Raw genomic sequence first — 13302 nt, forward strand, 5'->3', positions numbered from 1 at the left:
CCTTTAAAGAACTTATTATTTTAAGTTTCAGGATCTATAACTTCCGTTTATTTTTATATAATCATAGGTTAAATCACAGCCCCAGCAGGAAACAACACAGGAACCGGAATTCATATTTACAAGTATCAGGACTTCATCTTCAGACAATACGGATTTTGCGATATCCTCTGAAAAGTCCGTAGGATAGCCATTTTTAAATACTTCTATCTTACCTTTGGAACTTTTTATTGATAATTGTACTTTATTTACATCAAAATCCACACCTGCATAGCCAAGAGCATCTAGGATTCTTCCCCAGTTGGCATCACAACCGAACATGGCAGTTTTTACAAGGTTGGAACATATTACTGATTTGGCCAATATTTCTGCACTATTTTCATCCGGTGCATTTGTTACTCTACATTCAACCAGTTTTGTAGCACCTTCACCATCTTTTGCCATCATTTTTGCAAGGTGAACAGTTACTGTTTTCAAGGCCTCTGAAAATATTTTATAGTCTTCATCTTCTTTTTCTATAGTAGGATTTTCAGCCATTCCATTTGCCATTATAAGAGTCATGTCGTTTGTAGAAGTATCCCTGTCTACTGAAATTCTATTGAAACTTATTTTTACAGCTTTTCTCAAGGCTTTGTCTAAAAGCTGAGGAGATATATTTGCATCCGTAGTAATAAATGCAAGCATAGTTGCCATATTTGGATGTATCATTCCTGAACCCTTTGTCATGGCACCTATTGTTATAGATTTGCCATGTAATTTAAAAGTAAGTGATATTGTTTTGGGAACAGTATCCGTAGTCATTATTGCAAAGCAGGCATCCCTATATCCGCTTTTACTCAAAGAACTCACTAGAGATGGAACGGATTTTTGTATAGCTGACATGTTGAGCTGTACGCCTATAACACCTGTAGATGCAACAAGTACATCATTTGACTTTAAATTGAGAAGGTCTGCGCAGTAACTACACATTTTCTCTGCATTATCTATACCTGTATCACCTGTACAGGTGTTTGCATTTCCACTATTTACAATTATGGCCTGGGATCTAAAGTTATTTAAATGCCTTATGGTTACTAATACAGGGGCACCTTTTACTCTGTTTTGTGTATAAACTCCTGAAGAATTACACATTTTTTCTGAATAAATCAAGGCTAGATCTTTTTTATCCACGGCTTTAAGACCTGCACTTATTCCAGAAGATTTAAATCCTTTGGGTGAAGTAACTCCACCTTCTTCAATTCTGAAATTCATATTAGATTATCCTCCTTTTAAGTACTAAAATATAGACGGTACAGAACTTAAACCATCGGTTTCATCGAGTCCTGAAGCTATGTTCATATTTTGAATACCCTGTCCTGCCGATCCTTTCACCATATTATCTATACAGGATATCAATATTAATTTTCCATTTTCTTCATCGTAATGAAGCGAAATCTGACAATAGTTAGAAAGCCTCACATTATTTATCTTTGCTGATTCCCCTAATGGGAGTACATTTACAAAAGGCTCGCTGCTGTAAAATTTACAATATTCTCCATGAATCTTTTTTATATCAACTTCTTTTTTGGGCGTGGTATATATAGTGGATAAAATTCCACGATTTATTGGAAGAAGATGAGGAATAAATGTAAGCTTTATTTCATTATTGGAAACAGAATTTAAAGTTTCTTCTATTTCAGGTGTATGCCTGTGCTTTGCTATTTTGTATGCGCTTAAATTTTCATTGCAGTTGTTGAAAAGTGAAGCTTCGCTTAATCCTCTTCCACGTCCTGTAACTCCCGATTTGGAGTCTGAAATTATTCCTTTTTCCTCTATTATATCATTAGAAATAAGAGGGAGAAGAGCGAGCTCAACCGAAGTAGCAAAACATCCGGGATTTCCTATAAGTCTTGCAGTTCTGAGCTTTTCTCTATTGAGTTCGGGAAGACCATATACAGATTTCATATGTATATCAGGTATATCAAAGTCCTTACCATACCACTTTTTATAGGTAGAACTACTTTTGAATCTGAAATCGGCCCCCATATCTATGCATAACTTGTCCTTTTTCAATATTTTTTGAGCTATATTCTCGCTTAGACCATTTGGTAGTGCTATGAATACAATATCGCTTTTTTCTATTACAGTATCACTATCTTCACATGTTAATTCATTCAAATTATAAAAATTCGGATATATTTCCGAAAGTTTTTTCCCTTTGTAGCTGACGGATGATATAGATGATATATTAACCTTATTATGATTTGATAAGAGTCTCACAAGTTCAGCACCTACATAACCCGTACCGCCTATTATTCCAACCTGTAGCGATTTAATTACCCCCTTTACCAAAACTACTTATAATAGTTATTATTATAAGACTTTATGAATAATTATGCAATAATATCTATAAAAAATATGAAATTTTTTTTAGGATACAGTAACTTGTATTTCAATATATATTTGCCTAATCGATTGTAGTGATTATTTATAAAATTTACTGTATAAGTATACATAATGCTGTTTATATTTGAAAAAATATTTGTTATTCTAGTTGTATGTTAAATGGAGTTTTGTATATAATTATTTAAGGTATACCTTAAATAATTATATACATTGGAAAATGAAGGAGATAAAATGAATAAAAAAGATTTATCAGATATAAGAAAAGAATTCAAGATTGAGAGTTATGCAATGCCTATTAAGGAAGTGTATAGCGTATATTTAAAAAAAGACAATGGAGAAACAATAACTAAAGAGCTTGTGCCATTTGAAATGATGGATATTGAAACAAGAGAACTATATTTAAATAATTTTAAAAAGGTACTTACAGGTACCATAGATTCAAAGATATTTGAACTTGATTTCTTGGGAAAGGAGACAAATGAAACCCAGCAGGTATTATATAATGCTCTGAGTGGTGGAAGCAGTATACCAGAATTTGCAGATTGGATAGTTGATAGAATTGCAAAGAATTTTAATTATGATGCTGACATAGTAATCAATTTTATTAAAACTGAATATTATAAAGCAAATAAGAAAAAAAGCCCTGAAGAAGAGAATGAAGAAGAATATATTCAAGCTATTGAATTTATACTTTGCAGTATAAATAAAGTAGATGTCCCTAAAAAAGTTTTAAAATTTGATTATTCAGAGATGAAATTTAAAGCCAGTTCTGTCCTAGATGTAACCATAAATTTAAATTCCCCGCTTGATGGATTCATGTTTCCAAGCTTTAGTTCCGGATATGTAAATGTGAATAAGTTGATTTACTATTCACATAAGTCGAAGCAGTTGAATAAATCTTTTGTAGAAGATGTTCTTGGGTGCGGTATCAAACCGACATCAGAAGAAGAAAAACAGAGTTTTAATGCAATAATTCAAACCGCTGTGGAAAATAAAATTAAACCGCAGGTAATGCAGAGAATATACGAGAATATGAATGATAAGCTTCAGGAATCGGAAGATGAGGAGGAAGAAGCCAAGATAGACATGCGAGAAATTTCAAATATACTGGAACAAAGTGGAGTTGAAAGTAGGGAACTTGTAAAAAGTGCATTTGAAGAAATATGTGGAGGCAACTATGAATTCAAAGTAAAAAATATAGTCCCTGATTTTGAAAGCAAATCTATAAAAATAGAAAATGATAATATAAATATAACGATAACTCCGGGAAATTTGAGTTCTATAAAGCAAATAAGGGATAAAGAAGGAAGAAAGTGTCTTCTTATAGTGTTGAATGAAGATGTAACTATAAATGGTTTGAACATTCAAACTGAAAATGAAGATTATTAACAAGCATTTTGAATAAATTATCTAATATTGTTGATTATCTTTCAAATAAATAGTAGAATGTAAATAGAAATAATTCTGAGCATTTAAGTCTGATATGGTTGTATAGTTAGGACTTAAATTTTTTTGATATCAAATAAGAGTTAAATACTCGGATATAGAGGAGAGATAAAATGGAGAATAAACTGCTAAAAATAAATAATCTAAAAACAAAAGTTGGAGAGACGGAAATATTAAAAGGCTTGAATCTGGAAATTGGAAAGGGAGAGGTTCATGCTATAATGGGACCTAATGGTGCAGGAAAATCTACTCTTTTAAATACTATAATGGGCCACCCTAAATATTCCATATCCGGCGGTGATATATTATTTGAAGGAAAATCGATAAATGACTTGAAAGTTGATGAGAGGGCAAGACTTGGTATATTCATGTCATTTCAGTATCCAGAAGAGATACAGGGAATAACAGTAGAAAATTTTTTGCGTACTGCAAAGTCTGCTGTTACTGGAAAAAAGAGCGGTATATTGGCTTTTAGAAGATTATTAAAGGAAAAGATGCAACTTTTAAAAATAGATGAGAGGTATTCACAGAGATATTTAAATGTAGGATTTTCTGGAGGAGAAAAGAAAAAGAATGAGATTCTACAGATGTCTGTGCTTGAGCCTAAACTTGCCATGCTTGATGAAACTGATTCAGGGCTTGATGTTGATGCAGTAAGAATAGTATCAGAAGGGGTAAGTAAACTTAGGACAGAAGAAAATTCAGTACTTATAATTACACATCATAATAGTATTTTAGAGTATTTAAAGCCAGATTACGTCCACATACTTGTGAATGGAAGAATAGTTAAAACAGGTGATGATTCTCTGGCAGAGGAAATAGAAAAGAATGGATATGATGCATTCAAGGCTTTAGCTTAATAAAGTGCTTGAAAATGGAGGTGTTCTTTGTTGGAAAAAAATAAAACATATATAGAAGATGTACAGAGAAGTATTTATGATATAAAAAATAAGGATAATTACAGTTATAAAAGTGATAGTGGACTTACCAGGGAGATAATAGAAAAGATATCAGAAGAAAAGAATGACCCTGACTGGATGAGGGAATTCAGATTGAAATCTCTTGAAATATACAATAAGATGCCAATGCCTTCCTGGGGACCTGATTTAAAAGACCTGGACATGGATAATATAGTTACTTATGTCAGACCTGATACGAGTATGAAACATGATTGGAAGGATGTACCACAAGATATAAAACAGACTTTTGATATGCTTGGAATTCCAAAGGCAGAGCATGAGTCACTTGCAGGAGTTGGTGCACAGTACGATTCAGAGGTCGTTTATCATAATGTAAGTGATGAACTTAGAAAACAGGGTGTCCTGTATATGGATATGGAAACGGCTATAAGAGATTATGAAGATTTGGTAAGACCACATTTCATGAAGCTTGTGCCGCCAACTGACCACAAATTTGCAGCATTGCACGGAGCGGTCTGGTCGGGTGGGTCCTTTGTGTATGTTCCCGCAGGTGTTCAGGTTGACATTCCAATACAGTCATATTTCAGATTAAATGCACCGGGGGCAGGACAGTTTGAACATACACTTATAATAGTAGAAAAAGGAGCAAAAATACATTATATAGAAGGATGTTCGGCGCCTAAGTACTATGTTAACAATCTTCATGCAGGATGTGTTGAATGTTATATAAGAGAAGATGCTACCTTGAAATACAGTACTATAGAGAACTGGTCCAGAAATATGTACAATTTGAATACTAAAAGAGCGGCTGTGGATAAAAATGGACATATAGAATGGGTAACAGGATCTTTCGGTTCCAAGGTTTCGATGCTTTACCCAATGAGCATATTGAGGGGAGAAGGAGCGAAATGTGAATTTACAGGTATAACTTTTGCAGGAGCAGGACAGTATCTGGATACAGGTTCAAAAGTAGTTCATGCGGCTCCAAATACTACATCTACAGTAAATTCAAAGTCAATATCCAAGGATGGTGGAGTTTCAATTTACAGAGGACTTCTAAGTTCCACAAGTAATGCAGTAAATTCAAAGTCAAGTGTATCCTGTGAATCTCTTATGCTTGATAGTGAATCCAGATCGGATACAGTGCCTATTGTAAGTGTTGCAAATAACAATGTGGATATAGGGCATGAAGCAAAGATAGGGAGAATAAGTGATGATGCGATTTTCTATCTCATGAGCAGAGGACTTACTGAGGAAGAGGCAAGGGGTATGATAGTAACCGGATTTGTTGAACCTGTTGCAAAAGAACTTCCTCTTGAATATGCTGTTGAAATGAATAATCTAATTAAGCTAGAATTAAAGGGAACAATAGGATAGGAGGTACAGTACAATGGACAGAAAAGATAGTTTCGAAGAAAACAAAGATATAATTTCTGCTTTTGAAAAGAAAAAGGATTTTAGATTAAATCAGGCCTATGTTCCTACATGGAGGCATCTCGGTCTAAATGATTTTTATATAGAAAATTATGGACTTCCAGAAATAAAACCATATAAGAAAGATTATATAGATTTTAAATCTGAAAATTTCAATGGAGTTACCGTAATTTCTACAAAAGATGCTGCAAGGCATGAATGTTTCTGTGATTATCCAAGCTTTAAAAAGGCATCTTCTGTATCAAAAGATTTCGTAAGACTTGCTGAAAATGGATTTAATTCAGGTATATTTATAAAAGTTCCGGAAAACAAGCTAGTAGATTCATATATTAGACTTAATTTTAATTTGGATAATAATAATTCAACAGTTATAGACAATAATATAATTGTAGCAGAACCAAACAGCAGAATTACATTATTGATAGATTATTTTACAGAAGATAATAATATAAAGGCATTTCACAATGGGCTGACAAAAGTATTTGCAAAAGCAGGTTCGGAAGTGAATGTCATAAAAATTCAGAGGATGAACGACTTATCTACGCATTTTGATTCAAATATGGCATCGGTTGAATTTGGTGCTAAAGTAAACTGGGTTACAATAGAAATTGGCAGTGGTATAAATATTACAAATTACAACTCTGATTTAAATGGAGATCACAGTAATGCCGATATATATTCAGCTTATCTGGTAGATGGAGATAGAAGACAGGATATTTATTATACTACTAATCATTTTGGAAAGCAGAGTAATAGTAATATGATTATAGAAGGGGTTTTAAAGGATAGGGCAAGGAAAGTATTCAAAGGAAATATAGATTTTAGGAGAGGATCCTCAAAATCAAAAGGCTCACAAGCTGAAGAAGTACTCCTCCTAGATCCTACGGTAAAAACCGATAGCGTCCCAATGCTACTGTGCCAGGAAGAGGATGTAGATGGACAGCATGCTGCAAGTGTGGGTAAAATAGATGAAAATCAACTTTTTTATTTAATGAGTAGAGGACTTAATTATAGTGAGGCAGAAAAACTTGTTATAGAGGCCAGGTTTAGTCCGATTTTTGATAGGGTACCGGCAGAGGATTTAAAAAATTTCTTGTCTGAAGAACTTATAAGGAGGCTCGTAAGATGAGTAATACAAATATAGAAATAAAAAAAATAAATGTGGAAAAAATAAGAAGGGATTTTCCGATATTATCTATAAAAGTAAACGGAAAAAATCTGGTCTATTTTGATAATGGGGCAACAACCCAAAAACCTATCCCTGTTATGGAAGCTGTAAAAAATTACAATGAAAATTTAAATGGTAATCCGCATAGAGGAGCTCATTATCTAGGGGTTACGTCTACCGAGGCTTATGAGGAAGCGCGCGAAAAAGTAAGAAAGTTTATAGGTGCCGAAAAGGCTTCTCAAATAATTTTTACGAGAAATGCCACAGAATCACTTAATTTGATAGCATATAGCTATGGATTGAATTTTATAAATGAAGGTGATGAAATAGTAATAGCTATTTCAGAACATCACAGTAATATACTTCCATGGCAAATGGTGGCGAAGGTTAGGGGTGCGGTATTAAAGTACATGTATACCGATGACAATGGTAAAATTACCCAGGAGGAATACAAGAAGAAAATTACAGATAAAACAAGGATAGTAGCTGTTGCACAGATGTCGAATGTACTTGGAACAAAACATCCAGTAAGAGAAATTACAAAATATGCCCATGAAAAGGGTGCTGTAGTTGTAATAGATGGAGCACAGAGCGTACCACATATGATAGTGGATGTTAAAGATATTGACGCTGACTTCTTTGTTTTTTCAGGACACAAGATGCTTTCTTCCATGGGAATAGGTGTACTTTATGCAAAAGAAAAATTTCTTGAAGAAATGCCTCCATTTTTAAGAGGTGGAGATATGATAGAATATGTTACAGAGCAGGATGCTACTTTTGCAGAGCTTCCATTCAAATTTGAAGCAGGAACTCAAAACGTAGAAGGAGCAGTATCATTAGGAGCGGCTGTTGACTATTTGAATTCCATAGGACTTGAAAATATAGAGGCTTATGAAAGGGAACTTACAAAATATGCTCTTGACAAACTTTCGGATATAGATTATGTTACAGTTTATGGTCCTAAAAATGTAGAAGATAGAGGAGGTATCATATCTTTCAATATAAAAGATGTGCATCCGCACGATGTTGCAACTGTTTTGAATAGTTATGGTGTAGCAATTAGATCAGGACACCATTGTGCACAGCCCCTGATGAAATATCTTGGAATTCAGGCTTCCTCAAGAGCGAGCTTCTATTTTTATAATACTTATAAGGAGATAGATACATTTATAGAAGGAGTCAAAAATGTAAGGAAGTGGTTAGGATATGGACGATCTTAGTCTTATATATTCAGAAATAATAACAGAGCATAATCAAGATACTACCAATAAAAGAGAAATAAAAGATGCTGATCTGAAAGAGAGAGGACACAACCCAAGTTGCGGAGATGATATAACTCTTTCCATGAAGTTTAAGGGTGATGTTATAGATGATGTGGCTTATGAGGGAAGTGGATGTGCCATATCTCAGGCATCTACATCTATGATGATAGATTTGATAAAAGGTAAGACTGTTGATGAAGCAGTGGACTATGTAAAGACTTTTATTGGAATGATAAAAAAACAGATTACAGATGACAAAGAACTTGAAAAACTTGAAGATGCAATAGCACTTAAAAATATTTCAATGATGCCTGCCAGAGTAAAGTGTGCTGTGCTTGCATGGCATACTTTAGAAGAAGCTATAAAAAAAAGAAATAAGAAAAAATAGAGTTTATATTACGATATAAGTAGCTGTTAGAATTGAAATTAATCAGTTTTAACAGCTTTTTGTATAAAAATTTTACAATATGCAAGGATAATATAGTACAATTAATATGTTAATTAAACAGTATCAGGAGGTATCATGATGGACAGAAAATGGGAAAATATAAAAAATGGTACGGATATTAGAGGTGTTATAATAGAAAATAATGATAGAGATGTAAATCTTACATATGATATGGTTTCTGCAATAGCTAAATCATTTGCAATATTTATATCTTCCAGGAAAAATAAAAAGTTGGAGGATTTAAGTATATCGATAGGTATGGATTCAAGAATAACAAGCAGTGGAATAAAAGAAACATTGACACGAGAAATTAAAGAGCTTGGATGCAGTGTAATTGACTGCGGACTCTGTTCTACACCTGCAATGTTTATGAGCACTGTATTTAAAAGTTATAGAGTAGATGGTGCAGTCGAAATAACCGCAAGTCATCTCCCCTATTATTATAATGGACTGAAGTTTTTTACGGATAATGGAGGCTTTGAAAGCAGTGATATAATTGAATTACTTACTATTGCCGATAGTGGACAATTTCCAGAAAAAATTAAAGATGGAAGAGTAGTAGGAAGATCTTTAATGGATGATTACAGCAGATTTCTAATAGATAAAATAATAGATGGAATAGATGACAAAGTTAACAGAATACAGCCGCTCAAAGGATTCAAGATAGCTGTAGATGCAGGAAATGGGGCGGGAGGATTTTTTGTAGAAAAGGTTTTAAAGAAACTTGGTGCAGATACAGTTGGAAGTCAGTTTATCGAACCGGATGGAAGATTCCCAAATCATATACCTAATCCTGAAAAAAAAGAAGCTATGGATTCTATAAAGGATGCAGTACTTAAAAATTCTGCAGACCTTGGTATTATTTTCGATGCAGATGTTGATAGGGCCGCGGTGGTGGACAATATGGGCGGAGAGATAAACAGGAATGCACTTATTGCACTTGCATCGGCTATTGTACTTGAAGAACATCCGGGTTCCATAATAGTTACGGACTCGGTTACAAGCGATGGACTTAAAAAATTTATTGAATCACATGGTGGAGTTCATCATAGGTTTAAAAGGGGATATAGAAATGTCATAAATGAGGCCATAAGATTTAACCAGGAAAACAAAGAGTGCTATTTTGCTATTGAAACTTCAGGACATGCAGCATTAAAGGAAAATTATTTTTTGGATGATGGTGCCTATCTTGTTTCAAAAATACTCATAAAGATGGCAAGATTGAAAAATGAAGGAGATAAAACAATTTCAGACATTATCTCAAATTTGGAAATACCTCGTGAAAGTGTAGAATATAGGATAAAAGTTAATTGCAATGAATTTAAAAAATATGGAGCCAGGGTGCTGGAAGATCTAAGAACATTTGTGAATGGTGTAGATGGATGGAGTCTCGAACCCAAAAATTATGAAGGTGTAAGGATAAACTGTAATGAAGCAAATGGATGTGGATGGTTTCTTCTTAGATTATCTCTTCATGAAGCCGTAATGCCATTGAATATAGAATCTGACAAAGATGGAGGAACGATGCTTATAACATCAAAACTGCTAGAGTTTTTAAAGAAATATGACAGACTTGATTTTTCAAGTATAAAATAGGCATTGACTGGGATTTCTAAAAAGTATATGATTAGGAATCCCAGTTTTTCAGGAAATTTGAAAGTTGTAATTGAAGTTTCTTTTTATCTTTTCCCTCAAGGAAAGAAGCTGTAATGCCATTTTTTACAGCTCTTTTTATATCATCGCAAGTAAAATTTTGATATTTTACAAGGTATTTAAACTCATCAATTATAGTTGTATTTGAAACAGTGGTATTATCTGTATTTACGGTTATAAAAAGCCCATTATCCAAATATAACTTTATTGGATGAGATTTATAGGAAAAAACTGCGGATGTATTTACATTGCTTGTAATACACATTTCCAGGGGAATATTGTGATCTTTTAAGTACTTAACTACGGATTTGTCTTTGAAAGCAAATACTCCATGACCTATTCTCTCAGCATTTAGGAGTTCTATAGATTTTATTATATTTTCGGGTTTTCCTGTTTCACCTGCATGTACAGTTCTGTGCAGACCATAATACTTAGCCATTTCAAAAGCTTTTTTGTGTATTTCGGGAGGAAAATCATCCTCGTTGCCGGCAAGGTCTATGGCTGTGACTCCCATGCCTAGAAAATCTTTTGCAATATCCGTCAATTTTAGGCTTACCTCTGGAGGTTCATGACGCATGGCACATAAAATTAAAGTAGACATAATTCCGTATTTTTTAAACCCATATTTTATTGCCTCAAGTGCCGCTTTTATAACATCATATGCAGATAAATTTTTTGTATGGTTGAAAGGAGCAAATCGTATTTCAATATATTTTATATTGAGTTTTGCTGAATCTTCTAGAAGCTCCAATGTAATTCTGTATATATTTTCATAATTCTGCATGATTTCTATCGGTATATTGAATTTATCCAGGTATTCTTTTAAAGAAGAGCATTTCCCAGATATACCTGTATATTGTTTAAATTTGTTTATTTCATAAGTTGGAATTTTAATTTTGTCTTTTTTTGCAATATCTATCATTGTAGAAGGTCTTATACTTCCATCCAGATGACAATGCAAGTCTGTTTTAGGAATATCCAGAAGAAGTTTATCCAGATTCATTATATTTCCTCCAATAATCTATATTTTAATATAAATTATAGTTGAAATAATATATAATGACAACATAATTTACAATGATATTTTCATAAAATGCATTTTGGACGCCCAATCTTTTTCATAGGGAATATTCAAGACGTCCGGGGTATGTTGGGATATAAGAGGATAACTGTCATGAAATGAAGTTATTATTGCCGAATGCTGTATTTTACCACTGATGTTTTCATAAAATATAAGATCACCTGGTTCAAGCATTGATACGGAATTGACTTCTTTTCCTTTAACCCCGTATAATTTTTCTGCTTGATTTATTTTAAGATACCAGTAGAGAGATCCGGCTACAGCCCAAGAAACTGAAGAAGCCCTATTATTGTACCACCACTGATTTCTGCCTGAAAAAATCATCGGAGCACCTCCAGCTCTTAGACACTGGGATGTAAAGTTTGTACAATCACCGCCGTTGTTGCCGTATACGGAAAAGTATCTATAAGAGGGATTTGGCATTACAGCATAGTTTGATGCATAGCTTACAGCATTAACTCTTTTATAATATGAAATATTTCTATAATACATAATTTCTCCACAATTATTGATTCTGGTATTAATGTATGATTGTATTTAAATAGTTATTCGGCAATATCTGTAAAAGTTTTGTCATCGTGAGATGAGCTTTTTTTCCTGCTCAAAAAAATGGAAGTTATAATACTGATTGCTAATATTATGAATATAATTGCCAGTGAAGTCATTACAGAAACATTTATATGGAAAAATGTAATGGAAAGTTTGATTCCTGTGAACATCAATATACAAGCGACACCATATTTAACATAAGCAAATTTGTTGTGAAGTTTCTCAAGTAAAAAGTACATATTTCTGAGACCTAATATTGCAAATATATTGGAAGTATATACTATAAATGGATCAGTGGTTATAGAAAATATGGCAGGTATAGAGTCTATGGCAAAAATTATATCTGAAGCTTCTATTAGTATCAATATTGCAAAAAGCGGAGTTGCATAAAGTACTTTATTTTTCCTTGTAAAAAATTTCTGCCCATCCAGCTCTTCTGAAACTGGAATGATTTTGTCTAGCAGTCGAATTATTCTGCTTCGTTTGAAATTAACTACGACATCATTTTTAACCATCATTTTTATACCGCTTATTATCAACATTATTCCAAATATATATAGCATCCAATGGAATTTGTTGATAACAGTAACCCCCAGAATTATAAATATAAGTCTTAATATTATTGCACCAAAGATTCCGTAGGTAAGTATTCTTTTTTGATACTGTGGTTTTATGGCAAAACATTCAAATATTATTAAAAATAAGAAAAGGTTGTCCAGACTAAGGCTTTGCTCAATAACATATCCCCCTAAGAAGGACAGAGCTTTTTCCTGACCCATGAAAATATAAATTCCAATATTGAATATAATAGCCAGTCCTACCCAGAAACTTAAATGCAGCAGTGCTTTTTTTGTAGACATAAATTTACCTCCAAAACTTAAAATTACTAAAAATCTATTTATTATGGTAAATATAATAACATAGATTTTGCATATTATCAAGTTATTAATATTATATTT

12 protein-coding genes are annotated in these 13302 nt (G+C 33.1%); 7 read left to right on the forward strand and 5 right to left on the reverse strand.

Annotated elements, in window-relative coordinates; translation table 11 throughout:
* Positions 1–27: 27 nt before the first annotated feature.
* Both argJ and argC read right to left on the reverse strand, forming a co-directional pair.
* Positions 28–1248, reverse strand: a complete 1221-nt coding sequence (gene argJ, locus ACSVC9_RS03435; RefSeq protein ID WP_446898960.1) for a bifunctional glutamate N-acetyltransferase/amino-acid acetyltransferase ArgJ — start codon at positions 1246–1248, stop codon at positions 28–30.
* A gap of 24 nt (positions 1249–1272) precedes the next feature.
* Positions 1273–2313, reverse strand: coding sequence for an N-acetyl-gamma-glutamyl-phosphate reductase (gene argC / locus ACSVC9_RS03440; protein ID WP_446899793.1), 1041 nt, complete (start codon positions 2311–2313; stop codon positions 1273–1275).
* A 300-nt stretch (positions 2314–2613) separates the two neighbouring features.
* Here argC and ACSVC9_RS03445 point away from each other — a divergent pair, with 300 nt between their 5' ends.
* The 7 genes from ACSVC9_RS03445 to ACSVC9_RS03475 all read left to right on the forward strand — a co-directional run bounded on the left by ACSVC9_RS03445 (position 2614) and on the right by ACSVC9_RS03475 (position 10656).
* Positions 2614–3771: a DUF4317 family protein gene (locus ACSVC9_RS03445; RefSeq protein ID WP_446898961.1), complete on the forward strand. Its 1158-nt coding sequence runs from the start codon at positions 2614–2616 to the stop codon at positions 3769–3771.
* Between the two features lie 170 nt (positions 3772–3941).
* Positions 3942–4688, forward strand: a complete 747-nt coding sequence (sufC, locus tag ACSVC9_RS03450; protein ID WP_446898962.1) for a Fe-S cluster assembly ATPase SufC — start codon at positions 3942–3944, stop codon at positions 4686–4688.
* 30 nt (positions 4689–4718) lie between these two features.
* Positions 4719–6125 (forward strand): Fe-S cluster assembly protein SufB, encoded by a 1407-nt coding sequence (gene sufB / locus ACSVC9_RS03455; RefSeq protein ID WP_446898963.1) that lies wholly within the window; start codon positions 4719–4721, stop codon positions 6123–6125.
* A gap of 13 nt (positions 6126–6138) precedes the next feature.
* Positions 6139–7311 carry a Fe-S cluster assembly protein SufD gene (gene sufD / locus ACSVC9_RS03460; protein WP_446898964.1) on the forward strand — a complete coding sequence of 391 codons (1173 nt, stop codon included), beginning with the start codon at positions 6139–6141 and terminating at the stop codon, positions 7309–7311.
* Complete coding sequence (locus ACSVC9_RS03465; RefSeq protein WP_446898965.1) at positions 7308–8570, forward strand: cysteine desulfurase; 1263 nt, start codon at positions 7308–7310, stop codon at positions 8568–8570. Before sufD ends, ACSVC9_RS03465 begins: the two co-directional genes overlap by 4 nt.
* Complete coding sequence (gene sufU / locus ACSVC9_RS03470; protein WP_446898966.1) at positions 8557–9000, forward strand: Fe-S cluster assembly sulfur transfer protein SufU; 444 nt, start codon at positions 8557–8559, stop codon at positions 8998–9000. Before ACSVC9_RS03465 ends, sufU begins: the two co-directional genes overlap by 14 nt.
* A gap of 138 nt (positions 9001–9138) precedes the next feature.
* Positions 9139–10656: a phosphomannomutase/phosphoglucomutase gene (locus ACSVC9_RS03475; protein WP_446898967.1), complete on the forward strand. Its 1518-nt coding sequence runs from the start codon at positions 9139–9141 to the stop codon at positions 10654–10656.
* 31 nt (positions 10657–10687) lie between these two features.
* Here ACSVC9_RS03475 and add read toward each other — a convergent pair whose 3' ends face one another.
* From add to ACSVC9_RS03490, 3 genes are all read right to left on the reverse strand, one after another.
* Entirely contained in the window at positions 10688–11716 is a 1029-nt protein-coding gene (gene add / locus ACSVC9_RS03480) for an adenosine deaminase (protein ID WP_446898968.1), read from the reverse strand.
* A gap of 69 nt (positions 11717–11785) precedes the next feature.
* Positions 11786–12286: an amidase domain-containing protein gene (locus ACSVC9_RS03485; protein WP_446898969.1), complete on the reverse strand. Its 501-nt coding sequence runs from the start codon at positions 12284–12286 to the stop codon at positions 11786–11788.
* A 53-nt stretch (positions 12287–12339) separates the two neighbouring features.
* The gene (locus ACSVC9_RS03490; RefSeq protein ID WP_446898970.1) at positions 12340–13284 is read right to left on the reverse strand and encodes a TerC/Alx family metal homeostasis membrane protein; all 945 of its coding nucleotides are present in this window, start codon (positions 13282–13284) and stop codon (positions 12340–12342) included.
* Positions 13285–13302: the final 18 nt, after the last annotated feature.

It is taken from the genome of Clostridium sp. LBM24168 (assembly GCF_052953915.1).

Excerpts from the sequence above, each read along its gene's own strand:
- argJ (WP_446898960.1), bottom strand. The coding sequence starts at position 1,248 with ATGAATTTCAGAATTGAAGAAGGTGGAGTTACTTCACCCAAAGGATTT.
- ACSVC9_RS03445 (WP_446898961.1), top strand. The coding sequence starts at position 2,614 with ATGAATAAAAAAGATTTATCAGATATAAGAAAAGAATTCAAGATTGAG.
- sufC (WP_446898962.1), top strand. The coding sequence starts at position 3,942 with ATGGAGAATAAACTGCTAAAAATAAATAATCTAAAAACAAAAGTTGGA.
- sufD (WP_446898964.1), top strand. The coding sequence starts at position 6,139 with ATGGACAGAAAAGATAGTTTCGAAGAAAACAAAGATATAATTTCTGCT.
- ACSVC9_RS03465 (WP_446898965.1), top strand. The coding sequence starts at position 7,308 with ATGAGTAATACAAATATAGAAATAAAAAAAATAAATGTGGAAAAAATA.
- sufU (WP_446898966.1), top strand. The coding sequence starts at position 8,557 with ATGGACGATCTTAGTCTTATATATTCAGAAATAATAACAGAGCATAAT.
- ACSVC9_RS03475 (WP_446898967.1), top strand. The coding sequence starts at position 9,139 with ATGGACAGAAAATGGGAAAATATAAAAAATGGTACGGATATTAGAGGT.
- add (WP_446898968.1), bottom strand. The coding sequence starts at position 11,716 with ATGAATCTGGATAAACTTCTTCTGGATATTCCTAAAACAGACTTGCAT.
- ACSVC9_RS03485 (WP_446898969.1), bottom strand. The coding sequence starts at position 12,286 with ATGTATTATAGAAATATTTCATATTATAAAAGAGTTAATGCTGTAAGC.